The sequence below is a fragment of the Peterkaempfera podocarpi genome, from assembly GCF_042466665.1.
Lineage (GTDB): Bacteria > Actinomycetota > Actinomycetes > Streptomycetales > Streptomycetaceae > Peterkaempfera > Peterkaempfera podocarpi.
The window spans coordinates 188,057-210,272 of the sequence record NZ_CP162102.1 but is presented as its reverse complement, the minus strand read 5'-3'; the positions used below and the strand labels follow the sequence as shown (position 1 = coordinate 210,272).

20 protein-coding genes and 1 pseudogene are annotated in these 22,216 nt (G+C 71.0%); 14 read left to right on the top strand and 7 right to left on the bottom strand.

The window, feature by feature from the left end:
• Positions 1 to 283: 283 nt before the first annotated feature.
• The 4 genes from AB0761_RS00915 to infA all read left to right on the top strand — a co-directional run bounded on the left by AB0761_RS00915 (position 284) and on the right by infA (position 3,654).
• Positions 284 to 958, top strand: coding sequence for an alpha/beta fold hydrolase (locus tag AB0761_RS00915; RefSeq protein ID WP_377266891.1), 675 nt, complete (start codon positions 284 to 286; stop codon positions 956 to 958).
• A gap of 407 nt (positions 959 to 1,365) precedes the next feature.
• Positions 1,366 to 1,986, top strand: a complete 621-nt coding sequence (locus AB0761_RS00910; RefSeq protein ID WP_377266890.1) for a hypothetical protein — start codon at positions 1,366 to 1,368, stop codon at positions 1,984 to 1,986.
• Positions 1,987 to 2,474: 488 nt separating this feature from the next.
• Entirely contained in the window at positions 2,475 to 3,272 is a 798-nt protein-coding gene (locus AB0761_RS00905) for a GNAT family N-acetyltransferase (RefSeq protein WP_377266889.1), read from the top strand.
• A gap of 157 nt (positions 3,273 to 3,429) precedes the next feature.
• The gene (gene infA, locus AB0761_RS00900) at positions 3,430 to 3,654 is read left to right on the top strand and encodes a translation initiation factor IF-1 (RefSeq protein ID WP_377266888.1); all 225 of its coding nucleotides are present in this window, start codon (positions 3,430 to 3,432) and stop codon (positions 3,652 to 3,654) included.
• Positions 3,655 to 3,842: 188 nt separating this feature from the next.
• Here the strand turns inward: infA and AB0761_RS00895 are convergent.
• Positions 3,843 to 4,349: pseudogene (locus tag AB0761_RS00895) on the bottom strand (ATP-binding cassette domain-containing protein); the annotation flags it as partial.
• Positions 4,350 to 4,501: 152 nt separating this feature from the next.
• Here AB0761_RS00895 and AB0761_RS00890 point away from each other — a divergent pair.
• The 3 genes from AB0761_RS00890 to AB0761_RS00880 all read left to right on the top strand — a co-directional run bounded on the left by AB0761_RS00890 (position 4,502) and on the right by AB0761_RS00880 (position 8,156).
• Positions 4,502 to 4,909, top strand: a complete 408-nt coding sequence (locus AB0761_RS00890; RefSeq protein WP_377266887.1) for a YciI family protein — start codon at positions 4,502 to 4,504, stop codon at positions 4,907 to 4,909.
• Positions 4,910 to 4,917: 8 nt separating this feature from the next.
• Positions 4,918 to 6,063 carry an RNA polymerase sigma factor gene (locus tag AB0761_RS00885; protein WP_377273900.1) on the top strand — a complete coding sequence of 382 codons (1,146 nt, stop codon included), beginning with the start codon at positions 4,918 to 4,920 and terminating at the stop codon, positions 6,061 to 6,063.
• A 461-nt stretch (positions 6,064 to 6,524) separates the two neighbouring features.
• A complete protein-coding gene (locus AB0761_RS00880) occupies positions 6,525 to 8,156 on the top strand; it encodes a CehA/McbA family metallohydrolase (RefSeq protein WP_377266886.1) in 1,632 nt (543 codons plus the stop codon).
• A 561-nt stretch (positions 8,157 to 8,717) separates the two neighbouring features.
• Here AB0761_RS00880 and AB0761_RS00875 read toward each other — a convergent pair.
• The 4 genes from AB0761_RS00875 to AB0761_RS00860 form a co-directional block, all read right to left on the bottom strand.
• Entirely contained in the window at positions 8,718 to 9,410 is a 693-nt protein-coding gene (locus AB0761_RS00875; protein ID WP_377266885.1) for a phosphonatase-like hydrolase, read from the bottom strand.
• Between the two features lie 30 nt (positions 9,411 to 9,440).
• A complete protein-coding gene (locus tag AB0761_RS00870; protein ID WP_377266884.1) occupies positions 9,441 to 10,562 on the bottom strand; it encodes a TIGR03364 family FAD-dependent oxidoreductase in 1,122 nt (373 codons plus the stop codon).
• A 145-nt stretch (positions 10,563 to 10,707) separates the two neighbouring features.
• Positions 10,708 to 11,448, bottom strand: a complete 741-nt coding sequence (locus tag AB0761_RS00865; RefSeq protein ID WP_377273899.1) for a GntR family transcriptional regulator — start codon at positions 11,446 to 11,448, stop codon at positions 10,708 to 10,710.
• 136 nt (positions 11,449 to 11,584) lie between these two features.
• A complete protein-coding gene (locus tag AB0761_RS00860) occupies positions 11,585 to 11,791 on the bottom strand; it encodes a hypothetical protein (protein WP_377266883.1) in 207 nt (68 codons plus the stop codon).
• Between the two features lie 319 nt (positions 11,792 to 12,110).
• Here AB0761_RS00860 and AB0761_RS00855 point away from each other — a divergent pair, with 319 nt between their 5' ends.
• From AB0761_RS00855 to AB0761_RS00830, 6 genes are all read left to right on the top strand, one after another.
• The gene (locus AB0761_RS00855; protein ID WP_377266882.1) at positions 12,111 to 13,121 is read left to right on the top strand and encodes an NAD(P)-dependent alcohol dehydrogenase; all 1,011 of its coding nucleotides are present in this window, start codon (positions 12,111 to 12,113) and stop codon (positions 13,119 to 13,121) included.
• Between the two features lie 139 nt (positions 13,122 to 13,260).
• Positions 13,261 to 13,638, top strand: a complete 378-nt coding sequence (locus tag AB0761_RS00850; RefSeq protein ID WP_377266881.1) for an MmcQ/YjbR family DNA-binding protein — start codon at positions 13,261 to 13,263, stop codon at positions 13,636 to 13,638.
• Between the two features lie 327 nt (positions 13,639 to 13,965).
• Positions 13,966 to 14,385 (top strand): hypothetical protein, encoded by a 420-nt coding sequence (locus AB0761_RS00845; RefSeq protein WP_377266880.1) that lies wholly within the window; start codon positions 13,966 to 13,968, stop codon positions 14,383 to 14,385.
• 36 nt (positions 14,386 to 14,421) lie between these two features.
• Positions 14,422 to 14,766 carry a DUF5984 family protein gene (locus AB0761_RS00840; RefSeq protein ID WP_377266879.1) on the top strand — a complete coding sequence of 115 codons (345 nt, stop codon included), beginning with the start codon at positions 14,422 to 14,424 and terminating at the stop codon, positions 14,764 to 14,766.
• Between the two features lie 234 nt (positions 14,767 to 15,000).
• The gene (locus AB0761_RS00835; RefSeq protein WP_377266878.1) at positions 15,001 to 16,083 is read left to right on the top strand and encodes a WGR domain-containing protein; all 1,083 of its coding nucleotides are present in this window, start codon (positions 15,001 to 15,003) and stop codon (positions 16,081 to 16,083) included.
• Positions 16,074 to 18,656, top strand: a complete 2,583-nt coding sequence (locus AB0761_RS00830) for a DUF4132 domain-containing protein (RefSeq protein ID WP_377266877.1) — start codon at positions 16,074 to 16,076, stop codon at positions 18,654 to 18,656. The genes AB0761_RS00835 and AB0761_RS00830 overlap by 10 nt, the downstream gene beginning before the upstream one ends.
• Positions 18,657 to 19,015: 359 nt before the next feature.
• Here AB0761_RS00830 and AB0761_RS00825 read toward each other — a convergent pair whose 3' ends face one another.
• Positions 19,016 to 19,585 (bottom strand): hypothetical protein, encoded by a 570-nt coding sequence (locus AB0761_RS00825; RefSeq protein ID WP_377266876.1) that lies wholly within the window; start codon positions 19,583 to 19,585, stop codon positions 19,016 to 19,018.
• Between the two features lie 388 nt (positions 19,586 to 19,973).
• Positions 19,974 to 20,990, bottom strand: coding sequence for an aldo/keto reductase (locus AB0761_RS00820; RefSeq protein WP_377266875.1), 1,017 nt, complete (start codon positions 20,988 to 20,990; stop codon positions 19,974 to 19,976).
• A 152-nt stretch (positions 20,991 to 21,142) separates the two neighbouring features.
• Between AB0761_RS00820 and AB0761_RS00815 the strand changes: the two genes are divergently transcribed.
• Positions 21,143 to 22,021: a helix-turn-helix transcriptional regulator gene (locus AB0761_RS00815; RefSeq protein WP_377266874.1), complete on the top strand. Its 879-nt coding sequence runs from the start codon at positions 21,143 to 21,145 to the stop codon at positions 22,019 to 22,021.
• Positions 22,022 to 22,216: the final 195 nt, after the last annotated feature.

Genomic DNA, 22,216 nt, shown 5'->3' with positions numbered 1-22,216 from the left:
TCCGTCCGACTCCGCTCGACGAGGAGCCGGTTGACGCGCGTAACCGTAGGACACCCTTGTCATGTCCGCAATGGTCGATCACTGCTGGTGAACTCCAGCACCGCGCCCGCCGGCGCTGATGCCGTTGCCCGTGCGGCCGCAAGTCGCTCGGGCGATGGCGAGAGCTTGGTCGAGCCGGGGCGGCCCGAGGCCGGGCGCTGAGCGGTGCCGAAACCGTTGCTACCGATGACTTTCGCCGTTCCGGGTGGTCTGCACGTTCCAGGAGCGAAGTGGAGGACAAGGAATGAGCGCGTTTGTCTTGGTTCCCGGAGCCGGTGGTGCGGCCTGGTACTGGCACCGTGTGGTGCCCGAGTTGCAGGCCAGGGGACACGGGGCGGTCGCTGTCGAACTGCCGGGCGCCGACGAGTCGGCCGGGCTGCCCGAGTACACCGACGCGGTGGTGGCTGCGATCGGGGATCACGATGACGTGGTGTTGGTGGCCCAGTCGATGGGCGGTTTCACCGCCGCGATGGCCTGCGCTCGGGTGCCGGTGGACCTGCTGGTGCTGGTCAACGCGATGATCCCAGTGCCGGGCGAGACCCCCGGACAGTGGTGGGGCAACACCGGATCGCCGGCAGCCCGCGTCGCAGCGGCAGAAGCAGGCGGATACAGCGCGGAGTTCGACCCGGCCACCTACTTCCTGCACGACGTGCCGGCCGAGGTCGCTGCTGCCGGCGAGGCGCACGAGCGGCCCGAGGCCGACATCGCCTTCAGCCAGCCCTGCGACATCGACCAGTGGCCGGACGTGACCACACGCGTGCTGGCCGCAGCAGACGACCGGCTCTTCCCCGTGGAGTTCCAGCGCAGAGTCGCCCGCAACCGCCTCGGGATCACCGCCGACGAGATGCCCGGGGGTCACCTGGTCGCGCTGTCGCGCCCGATCGAGCTCGTCGACCGGCTGATCGAGTGTCTGCCATGACGAGCGATGGACCGGCGCCGCCCGACGGCGCCGCGGTGCTGTCATACACCCGTCCGGGCCGGGCCACCCGCTGCGGCCGTACCTTCGGCCCGCTCTCCGCAGGATTCGACGTCGGGCTCCGGCCATCGCCCTCCGTTGCGTCTCCGGGGTCGTCGAGGTCCTGGCCGCCCTCGCGCCCACCCCCGCCGAGGTGAGGACCATCGCTCCACCAAGGTGTCAACACCTGAAAACCGGCCGGGAGGTCCTCAATGGCTCCTGGGTCTTAGCTCCGGCGCCAAGCCTTGACCGTAGTTCCACCAAGCGGATGACAGCGAGGGGCTTTGTGATCAATTCGGTTCCCCAAAGGCCTTGAGGAACCAGTCGTCGCCGGGGCAAGATCCGGCGACACTTCGATCGACGGGACTTCCTTGAGCGACAACCTGTTCGTCCTCGCCATCCTCGCTCTCGTGCTGGTCGGTCCTGCACTCCTGGTGGCGAATATCTTGACGCTGGCCGACATGGTCTCGGTCGCTCCGCACGCCTGGCCGGCCGCGCGGCTCAGCCGCAGGCGCTGGGCAGCGGTAGCCTGCGCGAGCGTCGTTCTCCTGCCACTCGGTCTGGCGGTGATCCCTCTGTGGCGCCTGCGGCTCCGGCCCCGACTCGAGGAAACCGTCCCTGGCAGCGTCCGGCCGTTCTTCAAACGAGGGCCGACAATCTTCGACGCGGCGACCACCTGGTACTCACGACTCTTCCGCTTCGCGCTGGTCGTCCTGGCTGTCATCGGCATTGGGCTGGGCATGCCCAAGCTCTTGCGCACCAGTGTTGGCGACCCCAGCCACGTGAGCATTACCGACGCCAGCCACGACATCGCCCCCAAGTCCTGGATCGAGCAGCACTGCAAGAGCTCCGTCGTGCGCGCACTCCACCTCGACAACCCCGTGGTGGAAGAGAACGGCCACGACTACCAGCGGTGGACCGTCACCCCGAAGTACGGACACGTCGACCGCGTCCTTCTCGACGTGGACAGCGGCAGGGTCATCTGCCCGTAGCGCTCCTCCTCGGTGCCCGGCACAGCAGCAAGCAGTCGCGGCCGAGGATCCTCAGTCGGTCTGGACCGAGGAGATCCGCGAGAACTCGCGACTTTCTGGGCGGTGGTGACGGTTTGCCGGTCGTGCTGACGAGGTGTGTCGGCACCGTGCGTCCGACGTGCAGCAGGATTGCCGCGCAGGCCGGGACCAGGACGGCCAGAACCTGTGTGCCCGCACAGCCCCAGCACGGCCGGGTCGCGCCCTCGCGGCTGATCAGTTCGGCTGCTCGCTCTGCGGCAACGACGCCACGCTCAACATCGGTCGGCTCCAAATAGGTTGGGCCGCCGGGCCCGGGCTGATACCGTCTGGGCAGCCGTGAGAGAACATGAGGAGGTGAGACCCATGAAGGCAGTACTGGTGTGGGTGCTCCCCCCTGTCGTCACGGTGGGCGATTGACGTAGGTGTCGCCGGGAGCGCCTCAGAACAGGCACTCCTGAGAGGCAGAACCTATGAACTCTGTGCATTCCATCTCCGGCGCGGGCAACCACGCGGTCGTGGTGACGCGGGTCTCGGACCTGCAGTGGCAGGCCGTGGAGGACGACCAGGTCGTCGGCTGCGGCGACGCGGCGCACCGGCCCGACGGGCGGCTCTTCATCAGCATCGACGCCTGGCACGGCGAGCTCTTCGACCGGATCGCCGACGCGATGCTGGCGGACCTGCCGACACCGCTGTACACCGTGGTCGACGAGGCCGACTACGACTCGACGTCTGCCTGGGAACGGGTCGGCTTCACCGCCGCACGCCGGGAGTGGGGCGTTCTCGTACCCACCGACCCAGAGATCACCGGGCTCGGCTCGGTGCAGCCGCCGACGGGCGTTTCGATCGTGCCTGCCGGTGAGGCGGAGGAGGGTCCGCTGCGCACCCTGGACCGCGTCATCCGCGACGAGGTCGAGGCCACCGTCGGATGGCGGACGATGCCGGCCGAAGTGCTGCCCCGCCCGGCGGGGATCACCGTGGTCGATCCGACGAAGTATGCGGTGGCGCGGGAGTCGGACCAGTACGTAGGACTCATCCGGGTGGTGCCGCTGCCCCGGCAGCCACGGATCGGGCTGATCGGCGTGCGTGCCGACCGGCACCGGCGCGGGGTCGCCCGGGCGCTGCTGGCCCATACGCTGGGTTCGCTGCACCGCTCCGGGACCGCTGCGGCATGGGCCGAAGTGGACGAGTCCAACGCGGCGGCCACCGCTCTGTTTCAGGGGATCGGCGCCCGGCGCGCCGGCAGCACCCTGGAGCTTGTCCGGCGCTGATGCGCCGTCCTGCCCGTCGGTGAGCGACCGAGCACCGGCTCGTCGCCGTCCACGGCTCGGCCAGGTGCGGCCACCGACGGTTGGCACCGTGCCCGGCCACCTACCGCGTTCGCTTTGCCACCGACCACACCGTCATCGAACGGAGAAGTGAGAGACCATGACGAAAACAGCAGGGGGCATAGAAGTCGAAGGCACTGTCATCGAGTGCCTGCGCAACGCCACCTTCAAGGTGGAGCTCCAGAACGGGCATACAGTGCTCGCCCATATCAGCGGGAAGATCCGGAAGAACTACATCAAGATCCTTCCGTACGACCGGGTGCTCGTAGAACTCAGCCCCTACGACCTCACCCGCGGCCGGATTCGCTACCGCTACCGGTCGTAACGGAAGCAGCCGGCCGGACTGGTCCCGCATCGTATGCGCCCGCCTGACGCCGGGAGGAGTCGTCAGGCGGGCGGATGTGCTTCGCCGTACAGACGCCGCGCGGCATCTCGTTGCGGAGCGGTTGGGCGCTTCGGTGCGGGGCCGGCCGGGCGGAACAGCCGGGGTGGACGGGGGACGGGTCGGGTCGGTCAGCGGTCGTGGGAGAGATCCACAAGTCGGGCGAAGGTTCCGCCGCCGTGGACGAGGTCGTCGTAGGTGCCCTGTTCGGTGATCCGGCCGTGTTCCATCACGACGATGTGGTCCGCGATTCTCGTGTTCTCCATGCGGTGGGTGACCACGACGGTGATGCGGTCGCCCGCGATGTCCTTGATCCGTTCGAAGATCTGATGTTCACCGCCGGGGTCCATCTGGGAGGTGGGCTCGTCGAGGATCAGCAGCCCAGCCCGGCGGTACAGGGCCCTGGAGCAGGCGACACGCTGCCACTGGCCGCCGGACAGTTCCGCCCCGCCGAAGACGTCGCGTGCGAGGAGGGCGTCCAGGCCGCCGGGGAGGTCCTCGACGGCCTCGCGCATGCCTACGGCGTCGACGGCCTCCCACACCGGCCCATCGCTGTTGCTGCGGGGCTGGCCGAGGGTGATGTTCTCGCGGACACGCAGGGGCCACTGGGCGAAGATCTGCGGCACGAGGCCGGTCGAGAGCCCGGACACGATGAGACGGCTCATCTCACCCGGGCCCGTCCAGCAGAGCCAAAAAATTTCCGCACGGCGATGTCGAGAACCGGCGACGGGCTCCGTCCCTGCAGTGAACGCGACCACAATGGGGCGCACCAGTACCGAGGAGACACACCATGGCCAAGTACCTGCTGCTCAAGCACTACCGGGGCGCCCCGGCAGCGGTCAATGACGTGCCGATGGACAAGTGGACGCCGGAGGAGATCTCGGCGCACGTCCAGTACATGCACGACTTCGCGGCCCGGCTCGAAGGCACCGGTGAGTTCGTCGACGGCCAGGGGCTCGCCCCCGAGGGGACGTGGGTCCGGTACGACGGCGAGGGACGCCCGCCGGTCACCGACGGCCCCTTCGCCGAGACCAAGGACCTCATCGCCGGCTGGATGATCATCGACGTCGACAGCTACGAGCGCGCCCTGGAGCTGGCCGGTGAACTGTCGGCCGCCCCCGGCGCGGGCGGAAAGCCGATCCACGAGTGGCTGGAGGTGCGCCGGTTCATGGCCGCGCCGCCCACCATCACGGAGTGACCTCACCGATGAACGAGGCCCTGCTCCGGAGCCTCACGCCGAGCGTCCTCGGGGTCCTCGTCCGCCGCGGAGCCGACTTCGCGGCGGCCGAGGACGCCGTGCAGGACGCACTGCTCGAGGCGGTCCGCGTCTGGCAGGCCGACCCGCCACGGGACCCCAAGGGCTGGCTGATCACTGTCGCCTGGCGCCGGTTCCTCGACGCCACCCGGTCGGACGCCGCCCGCCGTCGGCGTGAGGACCGGGTCGACGAGGAGCCGGCGCCCGGGCCCGCACCCGCCGTGGACGACACGCTCCAGCTCTACTTCCTCTGCGCCCACCCGTCGCTGACGCCGTCGTCCGCGGTCGCACTGACGCTGCGCGCCGTCGGCGGACTCACCACCCGCCAGATCGCCCAGGCCTATCTGGTACCCGAGGCGACCATGGCTCAGCGCATCAGCCGTGCCAAGCGCACCGTCTCCGGCGTGCGGTTCGACCAGCCGGGCGACGTCGCCACCGTGCTGCGCGTCCTCTATCTGGTCTTCAACGAGGGGTACTCCGGCGACATCGACCTCGCAGCCGAGGCCATCCGGCTCACCCGGCAGCTCGCGGCCGCGATCGACCACCCCGAGGTGGCGGGTCTGCTCGCCCTCATGCTGCTCCACCACGCCCGGCGTGCCAGCCGGACCGCGCCCGACGGCAGCCTGGTGCCGCTCGCCGAGCAGGACCGTCGCCGGTGGGACACCGAGTCGATCGCCGAGGGCGTGGCGATCCTGCAGGCGGCCCTGGCCCGCGACCGGCTGGGTGAGTTCCAGGCCCAGGCCGCCGTTGCGGCACTCCACGCTGACGCGCCCACGGCCGGGGAGACCGACTGGGTGCAGATTGTCGAGTGGTACGACGAGCTCGCGCGCCTGACCGACAGCCCGGTCGTCCGGCTCAACCGCGCGGTGGCCGTCGGCGAGGCCGACGGACCGCGCGCCGGACTGGCGGCGCTCGCGGCACTGGACGACTCCCTGCCCCGGCACGCCGCGGTGGCGGCGTACCTCCATGAGCGCGACGGTGACCTGGAGACGGCGGCACGGCTGTACGCCGAGGCGGCGCTGAAGGCACCCAACCTCGCCGAGCGCGACCATCTGACACGCCAGGCCGCCCGGATCAACGCCCGCCGGAGTCGCTGACGGGTCGTGCCCCGGGAGCTTTCGCGGTACCCGGGGCGGCCCGCGGTCGGAGCTGTCGCCTGACGGCGAGCAGCCGGGCGGGTACCCGCCCGGCCTTCGACCCAAGGGGATGAGGGCCGGGCGGGCCGATCCCTTCACCGCCGGCCGTGTCGTGCCGGTTCTGCCGGTTCCCGGCACGCCCGCCAGCGGCGGTCCACGTCCGCCGAGGTGCCGCTGCCGGACCACCGCAGCCGGACAGGCTTGGGAACGGCGCTGCTGGGGAGGCGTGCGACGTCCAGGCGGATCACGGTTGAACTCGACCTGAACCACCGGTGCCGCACTCGGGGGATTGCCTGATCAGCCCTCCGCGCTTAGCGGGCAGGCCATCCGGGGATCATCGGCTGTTCGTGGAGCGGGGTGAAGGTCTAGAGGTTTCCGGTGCATCCGTGATGCACCCGTCACCGACTTTACGGAGAACCACCATGTGCCTGGACGGTCACTGCGAGCACCATGCAGATGTCCTGCCATCCGATGACTCGGCTGTCGACGACTCGCGTGCGGGACTGGGCCGCCGCCGGCTGCTGACCGCGGGGGTGGCCGGTGCGGCCGCGCTCACCCTCGCCCCGGTCTCCTTCGCCCAGGCAGCCGACGGGTCGTCCGTCGGCACCCCTCCGAGCAGCGGCGATGTGACCCGTGTCATCACCGGGCACCTGGAGACCGGAGTCGCGGACTTCGTCTACGTCCCCGTGGAGATCCCCCGCGGGGTCCAGAAGATCGCCGTCTCGTACTCCTATGACAAGCCGGCCGTCCCCTCGGGCACCCCCGGCAACTCCTGCGACATCGGTGTGTTCGACGAGCGGGGGATCGCCCTCGGCGGTCGCGGCTTCCGGGGCTGGTCCGGCGGATTCCGTACCTCGTTCGAGATCAGCAACAGTGAGGCCACCCCGGGCTACCTGCCGGGTCCGATCAACCCCGGGACGTGGAACATCGTCCTCGGCCCCTACCAGGTGGCGCCGCAGGGGATGAACTACCAGGTCCAGGTCACGCTCACCTACGGTGAGCCCGGGCCCGCCTTTGTGAAGAACTACCCGCCGCAGCGGGCCAAGGGCCGCGGCCGCGACTGGTACCGCGGTGACTGCCACCTGCACACCGTGTACTCCGACGGCAAGCGCCAGCCCGTCGAGGTCGCCACCGGCGCCCGGGCTGCGGGCCTGGACTTCATGGTCTCCACCGACCACAACACCCCTGCCTCGCACGCGGTGTGGGGTCAGTACGCAGGACCCGACCTGCTGATCATCACCGGCGAGGAGGTCACCACCCGCAACGGGCACTGGCTGGCCCTCGGTATCCCGGCAGGTGAGTGGATCGACTGGCGCTACCGCTCCCGCGACGACGCGTTCGCCCGCTTCTCGCGTCAGGTGCGCCGCAGCGGCGGCCTGGTGGTGCCTGCCCACATGTACTGCGCCTACGTGGCCTGCCAGTGGAAGTTCGGCTTCGACGACGCCGATGCCACCGAGGTGTGGACCGGCCCGTGGACCTACGACGACGAGCACGCGGTGAGCACCTGGGACCAGAAGCTGGGCGAGGCCGTCCGCACCGGCAAGCGCTGGCTGCCGGCTATGGGCAACAGCGACGCCCACAGCGACCCGCAGGTCATCGGCCTGCCGCACAATGTCGTCTACGCGGACGACCTGGCCACCGATTCGATCATGGACGGTATCCGTGCGGGCCGTAACTGGATCGCGGAGTCCTCTGCCGTCAAGCTGACCTTCACCGCCAGCGGCAACGGCAAGCAGGCCGGCATCGGCGAGAAGCTGAGTGTGCCCGCCGACGTGCCGGTGGACATCCGCCTGGATGTGGAGGGTGTGCCGAACGGCACGGTCCGCTTCATCACCGACGAGGGCCAGATGCACCAGCAGTCGCTGAGCGCCTCCGGAACCGGCACCGTGACCTGGCGGACGACCGCTTCGCTGGCCGCCTATGTGCGCGCCGAGGTCCGCCACCCGATGCCGGACGGCACCCCGGGGCAGGGCAACACCATGGGTGACGCGCTGCTGTTTGGCCCGATGGCCGCGCTGACCAACCCGGTCTTCCTGGAGAAGACGGGGCACTGACGAAGGCTCGCGGCCGGGCATGGGGCTCTGCCCCGGATGCCCGGCCGCGAGGTTCCGGGCCGGATCCGACCCGATCCGGCCCGATCCGGCCCGACCCGACCCGGTACGGCGGCGGCGGAGACGTATCCGTCTCCGCCGATCGTCGTTTTGGGACCGCTCGGTAGGGTTCTGCCCGTCCCCCAGGCATCCGACCTGCTCGTTCACCGCCCGTGTTCGCTGTCGGGCGGTCTTGCATGCGCCGGTCGTGGAACAGCCCGGAGCCTGAGGCCGCCGGTGCCCGAGCCGGCGGTGCGGCATCGCGTTCTCAGGCGCCGTACGAGGGACGTTCGCGGCGGTGGGCTGCGGGCACATGCGACGAAGGCCGCCCCGCCCGGGAGGGCAGGGCGGCCAGGCGAGTCCTCCGCTGGAGGCGGGGCTCAGTTTGTCGGCCCGCACGACGCCGCCGGGGCCGGACACGCGGGCGCCGCGGCAGCGGAAGCCGGAGCGGGCCTGGACCCGGTCGGCGGTGTCCGCAGGGCTGGGGGCGCGCGGTGGGGGAGTGGCGCGGACCGGCGTCGTGGTTCAGGCCTTGTCGAGCACCAGGGCGGGCAGGTCGGCCACCGATGCCAGCACATGGGTGGCGCCGTCGGCCCGCAGCCGGGACTCGTCGTGGGCGCCGGTGAGGACACCGGCGACGATGCGGGCACCGGCACGGCGGCCGCTGAGCATGTCGTAGCCGGTGTCGCCGGCCACGGCGATCTCGCGGACGTCGGCGACGGCGGTGCGCAGCAGCGCGGTGAGGGGCAGGTCAGGGAAGGGGCGGCCGCGGCCGGCGTCGGCGGGGCAGAGGGTGAGATCGGCGAGGTCCTGCCAGCCCAGGGCGGCCAGGATGCGGTCCTGGGTGGCGCGGGAGAATCCGGTGGTGAGCACCACCTTGAGGCCGGCGCCACGGAGCTCGCCGATCGCCTCCGCGGCACCCGGCAGCGGCGCGCAGTGGCCCTCGTCGACCAGGTCGTGGTACGCGGTCTCGAAGGCGCCGTTGGCCTGCTGGGCGCGGTCCTCGTCGCCGAAGAGGTGGCGGAAGACGGAGATCTTGCTCTCGCCCATGGTGGCGCGGACGTGGTCGAGCATCCGGGTGTGCTCGGCACTGCCGTCCTCCACGCCGAGCTCGGCGGCGGCGGCGCGGAAGGCGCGTTCGACCAGGCCGCCGTCGGCGACGGTGGTGCCGGCCATGTCGAGGACGACCAGGCGGATGGCGGGGTGGTTGGTGGTCATCGCGATGTGTTCCTTTGCGCGTGGAGGAGTTCAGAGGCCGAGGATGTCGGCGGTGGTCTCGGCGATCGCGGGCGAACAGGTCATGCCACGGCCGCCGGGCCCGGTGACCAGCCAGACGCCGTCGCGTACCTGCTGGCGGTGGACGACCCGGGTGGTGTCCGTGCACTGCGCGTACACACCGGCCCAGCGGCGGCGGACGGGCGGCAGCGGGCGGCCGAGGATGCGCTCGACGACCTCGGCGAGGTAGGTGTACGGGTCCTCGACCACGTCGAAGCCGAACGGCTGGTCGTACTCGTGGGTGTCGCCGATGGTCAGCCCGCCGTCGCGGCGCTGGACCATGAGCAGCTGCATCCGGTGCTCGTCGGCGACAGGGTGCTGGGGGTGGGCTGCCTTGAGGGCGTCCAGGCCGGGGCCGGCGAAGCCGGGGTAGTAGCGGAAGCTGTCGCCGTCGGCGACCGAGGTGGTGAGCTGCTCGCCGAGCGGGTCGGTCTGCATCATCTGCAGCCGGACCCGGCGGACCGGCAGGCCGGGGACGAGCTCGCGGACCAGGCCGCCGAGCCAGGCGCCGGTGCACAGCACGACGGCGTCGGCTGTGTGCAGCTCGCCGTGGTCGTCGCGGACCGTGCTGCCGTCGACGACCTCGCGCACCTCGCGGCCGCCGAGGAAGGTGTAACGGCCGGAGGCGAGCAGCTTGGCGCGCAGCGCCCGCTGCGCGGTGCGCGGCTCGACGGCGGCGTCCCGCTCGCACCACAGCGCGCCGTGGAACTCGCCGCGCAGCGCGGGGTTGAGGGTGCGGGCCTCGGCGGCGTCCAGCAGTCTGAAGCCGCGGACGGCGGCGTCCGGGCGGGCGGCGGCCTCGGCGGCCACGGCCAGTTCGGCCTCGGTGCGCAGGACGGTCAGCGAGCCGTTGGGGCGGAAGCCGAGCTCGGGGACGTCCCGGCCGATCCGCTCCCACAGCTCCCGGGCCCGCAGGGCGGTGTCCAGCTCCGGCCCTGAGGCCCGGCCGCTGACCCAGACCAGTCCGAAGTTGCGTACGGAGGCGCCGCGCGCCTCGTCCTCCCGCTCGATGTGGACGACCTCATGGCCGCGTTCGACCGCATGCCAGGCGTGCATGGTGCCCAGGACGCCTGCTCCGACGATTGTCACTCGCATGCCCCACAGGCTGCGCGGATCAGATGCAGGGGTGGCCATCCGGCAGCGAACGCGAGGTGAATGACGGCCGAAACATGGACTAGACCCGTTATCTTTCTGTTATCAAAAGGGCGCGCCCCTCCTCGGCGTGACCGTGCACGGACCGTCAGCCCTGGGGCGCAAGCTCGGCCGTGAAGCTGAACCGGTCACCGCGGTAGAGCAACCGCGCCCGTTCCAGCGGCTCACCGTGCTGGTCCCGGCTGGTCCGCTGGAGCAGCAGCATCGGCAGCGCCGGCGGGGTCCCGATCAGCAGCGCCTCCCGCGGAGTGGCCAGGACGGTCTCGATCCGCTCGGTTGCCCCGCCGACGATGATCCCGAGCCGCTCCTGAAGGTAGGAGTAGAAGGAGGAGTCGGGGTCGAACTCCTCGTCCAGCCGTGGGGCCCGCGCCACCGGGAGGTAGGTGCTCTCCAGCCCCACCCGCTCGTCGTCCGCGGTGAGCACCCGCTCCATGTGCCACACCGGATCGCCCGCCGCAGCGCCGATCCGGGCGCCCAGATCGGCGTCGGCCGGGAAGCGGTCCAGGGCTACCAGCCGGCGGCCCGGGCTGAGGCCCTGGCGCCGTACCCCCTCGGTGTAGCTGGCCAGCGACAGCGGCTGCTCCAGCTTGGAGCCCGCGACCACGGTGCCTCGGCCGCGGCGTCGCAGCCTGCCCTCCAGCAGCAGTTCGCGCAGCGCTTGGCGGAGCGTCTCCCGGGCCACCCCGTAGCGGACTGCCAGATCCCGCTCGGTGGGCAGCAGGCCGCCCTCGCCCAGCTCGTCCAGCAGCTCCGAGAGCTGCGCCTTGACCGCGTAGTACTTGGGCAGCCGGCCGTGCTCGGGGACGCCGGAGCGGACCGGCCCGCTCATCGCGCCGTTGGCGCCGGGTCGGTGCGGAGTGGCTGGTTGAGGGTGACTCACAGTCCTTACCGTAGCGGGGGGCACGGACATACCCGCAGCTCAACTGGATGTTTCCCGTCCGGTTCGGCCGCCGTCCAGGCGGTGTTCACCGGGGCCGGGCTCCATGCGGGCCGATGCCGGGGCGGCGCGGGGAGTCACGCCCCCAGGCCCCGGCAGCCCTGCGCAGCGGTGACGACCAGAAGGCGCTGCTGTACGCCTGCCCCGGCGCCCGGGACACGACGAGCAGCTGCCGGTTGTGGTTCTTGTCCACGTCATCGGCCACCGTCCGCGACCCGGTGACGACGACGGCCACACCGAATGACCGTATGTCACGGAGGCGTCACTGATGGGTGGTGCTGCACAGCCGGGCGGGACCACCGCGGGACGGTGTGACGTCGTGGAGTTGCCCCGGGTGAGGAGAGACTACGGCGGATGCGTCCCGGTGGCGGGCGTGGGAACCTGAACATGTCCGAAGCGGCGGCCACGGTGACCGACGACGGAACCCGGCTCCTGCCACCCTGCACGGCCCGAACCGCTTCCGGCTTGCCGGCGAAAGCGAGGCCCACGCCATGCAGATGCGAGCAGCTCGGATGCACGGATACCAGGAACCCCTCCGGATCGAAGAGGTTCCGGTGCCCGAGCCCGGGCCGGACGAGATCCTGCTGAAGGTCGCCGCAGCAGGCATGTGCCGAAGCGACTACCAGCTCGTCGACGGCTACTTCAAGGGCCCGTTCCCCGTGGACCTCCCCTACATCCCCGGTCACGAGGTCGCGGGCCGGGTAGCGGGGCTGGGCAGCGCGGTACCGGCGACCGTGGGCTACGCCGAGGGCGACATGGTCGTCGTCAATCCCAGCTGGGGGGACGGCACCTGCCGGCAGTGCCGCGAAGGCAACGAACAGCTGTGCAGCGGCAACGGCAGGTGGGTGGGGTTCGGCCCGCCGGGAGGCTTCGCCGAGTACATGGCCGTGGAGCACCGTCATGCGATTCCGGTCTCGGAGGACGCCGCGAAGGAGCCCGCGAACCTCGCGCCCATGACCGACGCGGGAATGACCCCGTACCGGGGCATGAGGAAACTCCGGGACGCGGGCAAACTCGGAGCCGGCCGCACCGTCGCAGTCACGGGCATCGGCGGTCTGGGCAGCTACGCGGTCCAGTACGCGAGGCTGCTCGGAGGCGGGGCGACCGTGGTGGCGCTGGGGCGCACCGACGGCAAACTGGCCGTGGCGGTGGAGAACGGCGCGGACCACGGGATCAACATCCGGGACAAGTCCATCGAGGCCATCCAGGGCGAGCTGGAGAGGCTCACCGGCCGGAGGACCATCGATGCGATCCTGGACTGCGTCGGCGCCGAGGCGTCCATCTCCATGGGGTTCGACCTGCTGGGCCCCGAGGGAGCACTGGCGGCCGTCGGACTCATGAGCGACCGCGTCGAGCACCGGCAGTTCCCCTTCGTCGGGATGGAGCTGTCCTACCTGGGCTCCTTCTGGGGCAACCACCTGGACCTGGTCGAGGTGCTGTCCCTCGCCGAGGCCGGGCTCGTCAAGCACAACGTCACCAAGGTCGAACTCGAGGACATCAATGAGAACCTGGAGGCGCTGGGCCGCGGCGACGTCGTCGGGCGCCAGGTCATCGTCTTCGAGTGAGGACCGGCGGCAGGCGAATGCGGCCCGGCCCCGGAAGCAGGCCTGTCGCCACCGCAGGGGAGCGGGACGTCCGCCGCACGACCGGCTGAGCGTGGCCCGGCTTACCCCTGTGTGGCGCGCCGTCTAGGGTGGTCCCGTGATGGGTGCCGACGACGTGCGACGTATCGCGCTGTCCTTCCCCGAGACGGTGGAGAAGGAAGCGTGGAGCATGCCCACCTTCCGTGTCGCGGGGAGGATGTTCATCACTCTGCCCGACGACGAGACATCCTTCGCCGTGCGCTGTCCCAGGCACGAGCGCACGGAACTGATCGCGGCGGAGCCGGAGAAGTTCTGGGTCCCGCCGCACGAGGCCGGATCCTCGTGGGTTCGCGTGCGGCTCAAGGCGTTGGAGGGCGTGGAGGAGCTGTACGACATCCTCGTCGACTCCTGGAGGCAGGCCGCGCCCGAGCACCTGCTGGCGTCCGCGCCCACACGGGACGCCGATGCGCAGCCGGGCGACGCCACCGGCGCGCGCTGACGACCCGGCCGAGGCGGCACAGCGCCGCCGACCTCCGAGTCGCCTGCCCCGCCAGGGTGTTCAGGCCGGCCGAGCTCACCCAGGTCCGCCTGAGCACCGTCGATGGTGCTCACTTCATGAGCAGCCTCGGTGGCCGTGTCGCCGAATCCTTGTCTGACCGGCACTCACCACTGCCCCGACCGCCCATTCGGTCCCTGGCGGTGCACCGCACCTCACGGCTGGTCCTGGCTGCCGGTCGGGTGGCTGAGCCCGAGGATCGGGTTCCGGACTGCTGATCTGCCCGGGCCTCCCGAGGGGCGCCCGCGGCAGTGATCGAGAGGAGAAGGCATGCCACGCAACCGTAGGCAGAGCCGGCGCCTGGTCGTCGGAGACGAGCGCTACCGCTGGAGTGTGCGGCATGCGCATCAGGTCCGGGACGGCCGGTACTCGGGCTGCCGGGAGGTTCTCATCATTCGGCCTGAGGGTGCCCGTGGCTGTCTGCGGATCGAGTTCCCCAACGGCCCCGAAGGGGCGGCGTCTGGCGGCTATCTGCACAGCGGTGGGCTCGCCGCGGCAGCCGGGGGCTACTTCAACCTGCACCAGCCCGGCACGGTCCGCGCGCTGCTGGACCATGCGGTTGCTGGTGGCTGGGACCCGGCTTCCCCGACGCTCCGGACGGAGAACGGCTGGCGCATGCTGGACACGACGGACCAACTCGCGGAAACGACCGAAGACGCAGCGGGGCTCTGCGGGGTGGACGACCAGTGATCCGCCGTTCTGCGGCCCCCACCCTCGCCTGGCGACATGGCCCGGACCCGGACATCGAGTTCACCGTCGCCCGCGACGGGGGAGGTGAGCGCAGCCACCGACGCCTTCCTCGCCGCCCTCACCGCCTTCGAACGTGACCTGATCGCCGCCATGGACCTGGGCGTCGCCGGACTGGAGACCCAGGGCCCACCGCCCGGCGTCAGCCTGGACCTGCAGCAGCCGCACCAGGAGCATCAGGACCGGGCCGCCTGGCTGCAACGGGCCCTGGACCGCGCTGTGGCAACCGACTGGGACGCCGTACGCGAAGGCGTCCGCCGGCTCTGGCCCGCCGGGCAGCCCCAACCCCAGCCTCCCGGCGGACCCCCGCGAGCGGACAGCTGATCCACCGCCAAGCCGCCCACTGCCACGAAGGAGCCGACGGGGCTTGCTACAGGGAGGTCGTGCCGTCCCGCGGGCGCACGAACACCGGACGGCTCCGGCGGCTGCGGAGCCTCGACCAAGGCTGCCTTGCCTGTCTGCTGGACCGCTTGTCACAGGCGGTGGCTAGGGTGACGCCCACTGATCACCGAGCGAGTCATGCCGCCGGTGTCCGGCCGAAGGTAGGGAGGGGTTGCTGTGCGGCGCTGGGAACTCGTCGGTGGTGGATCGGCGAAATTCTGGGAGGCAGCGGTTGAGGATGCTCTGGTGACCGTGCGCTACGGCCGCATCGGCGCCGAGGGGCGCTCCCAGGAGAAGGAGTTGGAGTCCGCCGAGGCGGCGTTGGTGCACTTCGACAAGCTCGTCGCCGAAAAGGAGCGCAAGGGCTACCTCGAGGCCGGTTCGTCCGCACGGCAGGCCGGTTCGTCCGCACCGCAGGTCGGCCCGCCTGCACCGCAGCAGCAGGACGTGGCCGCGGCGCCGCCCCTGTCGCAGCGGGGGCCGGAGGCGCCGCCGCAGAGCGGGCCTCCCGACGAGGACACCTTCGTCCTGCCGAGCTCATGGCGCCGGGTGCTCCACCCGCGGCGCGGCGGTGTCCCGCGGGGCGTCGCCGCTCCGGCGGCGGACGCGGCTGATCGGACTCGGGGCCGGATCCGGGCCGAGACGCACCGCATCGAGCAGGTCCTCACGGATCCGCACGTGGATCCGGCGCTGGTCAGGGCAGCGCGCGCCGCTCTTGCGGGGAAGCCGGACGCGCTCGGCGCGGCCGCCCTGGCAAGCCTGGTGACCGGCCGGTCCACCGCTGGGGCGGACGATGTTCCGTTCGTTGACGCATGGGTTGCCGAGCACGGATTGGCCTTTGCTGCCCGCGCCGTGGTGGAGGCCTTCGACATCGACTCCGACTGGCAGCAGTACGCACGCAGCCAGGGCAACCGGGCGCTGCGCTTCCGGGGCCCGACCGACCACATCGCGGCGTTGTCGCGCGTCCGCCGGCGGACAGGGTACGGGCGCTCCTCGCGAGCGCGAACGAGGAGACCTACCAGGAGACCGTCGCCGCGCTGCGCGAGTGCCGAACCACCCCGCGGCGTCGGGTCGTTGCGGCCTATCTCGCCCCGGGCACCCCCGAATGGGCCGACGAGTGCATCGCCGAGGAGCCAGGCTACGGAGCCGGTGGTGACACCCTGCGGTCCCTGCTGCTGTGCGCACTCGACGACCCCGCGCAGGTCGCCCGGCTCGGCCCGGCCCCGAAGCTCGGCTGGTCCTGCTGGTCAGTGGCCCTGATCGCCACACTCGCCGACGGCCTCGGCACGGACTGCGTCCCCTTCCTCAACGAGGCGGTCGAACGCTGCTGGAACTCCGACCACCTGCGGAGCATCTCCATGGCGGTGGCACACTTCCCGACCGATGCGGCGTTCGGACTGCTGCTCGCACGGATGGACAACAAGCACATCCGCCCCGCGCTCCAGGAGGCCATGCAGCGCTGCCCGGCCCGAGCTCTGCGGCTGCTCGCCGAAGCAGGCCTGAAGGACGGAAAGAACGCCCCAGCAGCACGCCAGCTCCTCAACACCCATGTCACCCTCAACAGCACCCTGCTGCCGCAGCTGCTCTCGCAACTCGACGCCAAGGCGGCGGAACTGGTCCGGTCACTCGACGGCGCCCGCGAGCGCGTAGCCGAGGCATCGCCGCAAGCGCTGCCGCCGCTGCTCGCCTCACCGCCTTGGACACGCAAGCGAACGCCCCGCAAGCCGCAGGTGCTCTCAGGCCTGCAGCCGGACGACACCCGCCGGCTCGAATGGCGTGAGGGCGAAAGGGAGCAGTGGGCCGGGCACCCTTCCGGGGGCTGGGAGTACCCGCCGACGACCGACTGGGACCAGGAGGCCCGCAAGATCCTCAAGGGCAACTACGGCCTCTGGCAAACCACCCGGCTCTTCAAACAGGGCCCCGTCGAGGTGCTCACTCCGTGGCTGGAGACATGGAGACCCGAAGACCTCTGGGGCGGCCAGGAGTCCTTCACGCCCGTCGTCGCCAAGTACGGAATGGCGGCGCTGCCGCTGGTCCTCAAGGTGGCCGCGGCCAATCCGGCGCACCTGACCCCGCTCCTGATGCCCTTCCTCGACCTCGGTGCGGCCCGGCTGATGGCGGACGGACTGATCCGGCTCAAGTCCGTGCAGACGACGGCCCGTTCCTGGTTCGCACGACACGGGATCGCCGCCGGCCTGATGCTCGTACCGGACGCGCTCGGGCAGCCCGGTCCGGCGCGGAAGGCAGCCGAACAGGCGCTGCGCCTGGTCGCGTCCACCGAGGGCGCGGACGCTGTCCTTGCTGCCGTGGCCGCCGAACACGGCGGCCAGGCAGCTGAGATCGTCGCCGAGGCGCTGGCCGTGGATCCGCTGGAGCAGGCGCTCCCCACCCGGATACCGGCGCTGCCCTCCTGGGTGCAGCCCGCGGTGCTCCCGCAGATCCTGCTCACCTCCGGCGAGGCACTCCCGGACGAGGCGGTCCGCCATGTGCTGACCATGCTTGCCCTCTCCAGGCCCGGCGACCCGTATCCGGGGCTCACCGTCGTCAGCGAGGCGTGCCGCGCCGATTCACTGGCCGCCTTCGCCTGGGCCCTGTTCGAGGAGTGGCGACAGGCCGCCATGCCCGCGAAGGAGAGCTGGATCCTGCAGACGCTCGGTCCGTGGGGCAACGACGAGACGGTGCGCCGGCTCACCCCGATCCTGCGCGACTGGCCGGGTCAGGGTGCGCACCACCGCGCGGTCGAGGGCCTGAATGTGCTGGCCGAGATCGGCAGCGACGCCGCCCTGATGCACCTCCACGGCATTGCGCAGCGGGCGAAGTTCAAGGCGCTCAAGGTCCGGGCCCAGGAGAAGATCTCCGAGGTGGCGGAGGGGCTCGGCCTGACTGGTGAACAACTGTCGGACCGCCTCGTCCCCGACCTCGGCCTGGACCCGGACGGCACGACCGTGGTCGACTACGGCACACGCCGCTTCACCGTGGGCTTCGACGAGCAGCTGCGCCCCTTCGTGCTGGACGCCGACGGGAAGCGCCGCAAGGATCTGCCCGCCCCCGGTGCCAAGGACGACCAGGAGCTCGCCCCGGCCGAGCGCAAGCGCTTCATGGCGTTGAAGAAGGACGTCCGCACCGTGGCCTCCGACCAGATCCGCCGTCTGGAGGCTGCCATGGTCACGCAGCGGAGCTGGACTGCGGCGGAGTTCCGGGAGTTGTTCGTCCAGCACCCGCTGGTTTGGCATCTGGCACGCCGACTGGTCTGGCTCGCCGATGTGGACGGTACGGCCACCTCCTTCCGGGTCGCGGAGGACCGCAGCTTCGCCGACGTCAACGACGATGCGTTCACCCTCGCCGACGACGCGACGGTCCGGCTTGCCCACCCGCTGCACCTCGGCGACACGCTGCCGGAGTGGTCCGAGCTGTTCGCGGACTACGAGATCCTGCAGCCCTTCGCGCAGCTCGGCCGGCCGGTGCTCCGGCTGACACGGGAGGAGGAGACCGCCAACCGCCTGCACCGGTTCGAAGGGTGCAAGGTGCCGGTGGGCCGCCTGCTCGGACTGACCAAGCGGGGGTGGGAGCGGGGGGTGCCGCATGATGCAGGCATCGAGCGGTGGTTCTCCAAGCGGCTCGCCGAAGGCCGCCACCTGGTCATCGCCCTGGACGAGGGCATCGCCGTCGGTGTCGTCGACATGTTCCCCGACCAGACCTTCGAGACGGTCTGGCTGGACACGGAGCCGTGCGACTACTGGTCCAGCCGGCACTATCCGCTGCGCTTCGGCGACCTTGACCCGCTCACCGCCTCCGAACTGCTCGCCGACCTGGAGGCAGCGACGGCCCAGTGACCGCCACCGGAGACATCCGCCATCCGCCAGGCCGGGGACACGACTCTGCACAGCCCTGACCGCAGCGGGCCCCCGGCCGGGGGCCCGCTGTGCGGAAGGACGGATGGTGCTCCGAGGCCCAGGCGAAGACCCACGGCTGCTGGGGCCGTGGCGGAAGGTGGCAGCCGAGCCTGCGGGCAACGCGGCGCCCACTCGGCGGCCACCGCGGGTGCGGCGGCCTCTCCGAATGCGGGCAGCAGGAGCAGCAGGCGACTATCCGGATCGGTGGTGGAGCGGGCGGTCGGCCGCAGGCGGTGCCGCCGACGTGATTGCCGGAGCGCCACCGCGGTTGAACCTGATATTTACGGGACAAGCCCTGGTTAGTGGTCCAGCGGCACGGCGGCCAGTGTCTCGACGCCCATGCCCGTTCCGTTGTACCGATACACGACGAGGTCCGCCTGGGAGCTCTGAACGCTGCCCAGGTCGAGCTCCCGTCTCGCGGATACCCAGTCGACCACAGCCTGCGGGCTGTGGAGTTGCTCGGTGAAGTGGACCAGCGTCGAGTACCAGACGGTGCGCTCGAACTCGGCCTCGTACCAGCCGTCGTCACCCAGTGTGTCAGCGAACGAGCCGGCCAGGCGGTCGATCGCGTCATCCTGCGGATGAGCGCACACCATGATGCCTCCCGGCGCCAGCGTCAGGCCCTTCAGCGCCAAGCGGACCGTCCCAATGCCCGCTGACGCCTTGCGCAACGCGGCCATGTACCGGGCCGTGCGTATATCGCCGTCCGGGACGAGGCTGCGGTGCCGTTCCAGCGCACGCACGGTGAAGTGCGAGGTGGCCACCGCTCCCGTGGGCCAGTGCCCCTCACCCGCCACGGCCATGGCCTCGGAGGTCAGTCGGCCGATTGTGTGCGAGGCGGAGGCGTCAGGGCGCAGAACGACGGACATGCCCCATCTCGATCCGTCATCGACAGCAGGAACCTGGCGCTGAACCGTCCCCGAGAGAACCGCCTCCCGTCCCCGATCGAAAATCTTGTCGAACCTCTCTGCGTCCATGATGAGCGATCATCCCCGAGGCCCCACTGCAGCAGCAATCCCCGCCCCCCACAACGAATGCTCGGTTGCGTCCAGGGAAGTGGTGTACCGGGTTCCACCTGATCCGGGGGTTTCTGTGTCTGTCGATCAGCATGACGCCGGCCCTTTTCACCGCGAGCGCCGGTATCGGCCTGCCCCTACCGCCGACGGTGACAGTGACCCTCTGGAGCACGGGTTCGCCCCCAGTGGCTCCCCATGCTGGGCATGATGGGTTGGTTCCGCACCGGCCCCGTGGCCCGCGTCAGCGGCGGCGCAGGCGCTTGTCGGTGATCGGCGGGGTGGGGTTGATGTAGAAGTCGTCCGGGTTGACGTCGGCGCCGGGCGGCACGATGGCGTCGATACGGTCGAGGATGTCGTCGCTGAGTTTCACGTCGGCGCCCGCCAGGAGATCGGCGAGCTGTTCGGGGCGGCGCGGGCCGATCAGCACGGCGCTGACCGCAGGGTGGGCGCGGACGAAGGCGATGGCGAGGTGGGCCAGCGGCAGACCGGCCTCGGCAGCCAGCGCGGTGAGCTTCTGGACGGCCTCGGCCTTCGCCTGCACGCCGGGCTTGGACAGGTCGAACATCTTCGAGCCGAGCCCGGCATTGCGGTGCCCGGCGGTGGGGTCGCTGCGGCCGGAGAGCCAGCCGGAGTTCAGCGGGCCGAAGGTCAGCACGCCCATGCCGTACCGCTGGGCAGTCGGCAGCACACGGCTCTCCACGCCGCGGGTGAGGATGGAGTACGGGGACTGCTCGGTGCGCAAGCGGTGGTGGCCGCGGCGCTGGGCCGTCCACTGGGCTTCCACCGTCTCCTCGGGGGCGAAGAAGGAGCCGCCGATGGCGCGGATCTTCCCGGCGCGGACCAGGTCCGACAGGGCGCCGAGGGTGTCGTCGATGTCGGTGTCCGGGTCCGGGCGGTGCATCTGGTAGAGGTCGATGTGGTCGGTGTCCAGGCGGCGCAGGCTGTCCTCGACCGCGCGCCGGATCCAGCGGGGGGAGCCGCCGCGCCGGTTGGGGTCCTCGCCCATCGCAAGCCCGAACTTGGTGGCCAGCACCACCCCGTCGCGGCGGCCTTTGAGGGCCTTGCCGACGATCACCTCCGACTCCCCGCCGGAGTAGACGTCCGCGGTGTCGATGAGGTTGATGCCGGCGTCGAGCGCGATGTGGATCATCCGGATGCACTCGTCGTGGTCGGTGTTGCCCATCGCGCCCAGCATCATCGCGCCGAGCGCGTACTCGCTCACCGACATGCCGGTGCCGCCGAGAATCCTGCGCTTCATCGCAGACCGCCTCCTGTGTCCTGGTGCCTTGGTGCTTGTGCTCCAAGCCGAACACGCTTACCGACCGGGGCGGGAGACCTGCTCCGACCGGGGGCACAGCAGGGCCCCCTTCGTGGCTCCGTGCCGGGGTTGGCCGGCTTTACCGTGGTGGCATGGGTCAGGAGCCGAACACGGAGCTGCAGCAATTCCTGCGCTCGCGCCGCGCGAAGATCACCCCCGAGGAGGCGGGTCTGCCGCCGCATTCCGGTACGCGGCGGGTGCCCGGCCTGCGGCGCGAGGAGGTCGCCCAGCTCGCCGGGGTGAGCGTGGACTACTACATCCGCGTCGAACGCGGACGTCACGCCCATGTCTCGGAGACGGTCCTGGACGCCCTCGCGCGCGCCCTGCGGCTGAGCGAGGTGGAGCGCGCACATCTCTTCCGGATTGCGCGCAGGTCTCCGGCCCGGCCGCGTCCGCTGCCTCCGCAGCGCGTCCGCCCGGGCCTGCAGCTGCTGGTGGACACGCTCACCGACGTCCCGGTCCTGGTGCTCGGGCGGCGCCTGGACGTGCTGGCCAGCAACCACCTCGCCCGGGCCCTCTACACCGACTTCGAAGCGCTGCCCGCACGCTGCCGCAACATGGCCCGGCTCATCTTCCTCGACGAGCAGGTGCGCACCCTCCATGCCGACTGGGAGGAGGGCGCTCGCGGAGTGGTCGCCTCCCTGCGCCTGTATGCCGGCCGCCACCCCCACGATCCCGCCCTGGCCGAACTCGTCGGCGAACTCTCCGTCCAGGACCCCGACTTCCGCAGCTGGTGGGCCGACCACGACGTCCTCCAGCGCACTCACGGCACCAAGCGCTACCACCACGCCCTGGTCGGCGACATGGTCCTGGGATATGAGGCATTCCTCGCCACCGACGACCCCGACCAGACCCTCGGCATCTACACCGCCGAACCGGGCTCGCCCTCCGAGGAGCGCCTGAAACTCCTCGCCAGCTGGAGCAGCCCCACACACCGGACCGGCCACTCGCAGGCCCCGCCCCGCGGCTGAGATCCGACACCGGGCGCAGCCCTGCGACTCATGGACCAGGACTCATGGACCAGGGCCGGGCCGGCCGGCACACCTCCCGGCAGCTGCGCCGGACACGACGGGTGGGCCGGCTGCTGCCAGGCCCAGCCGTGGCGACGCCGGACGACGCGGTCCTCGGGTTCAAAGACCGCCCCGGACATCGGTGAACCCTGACGG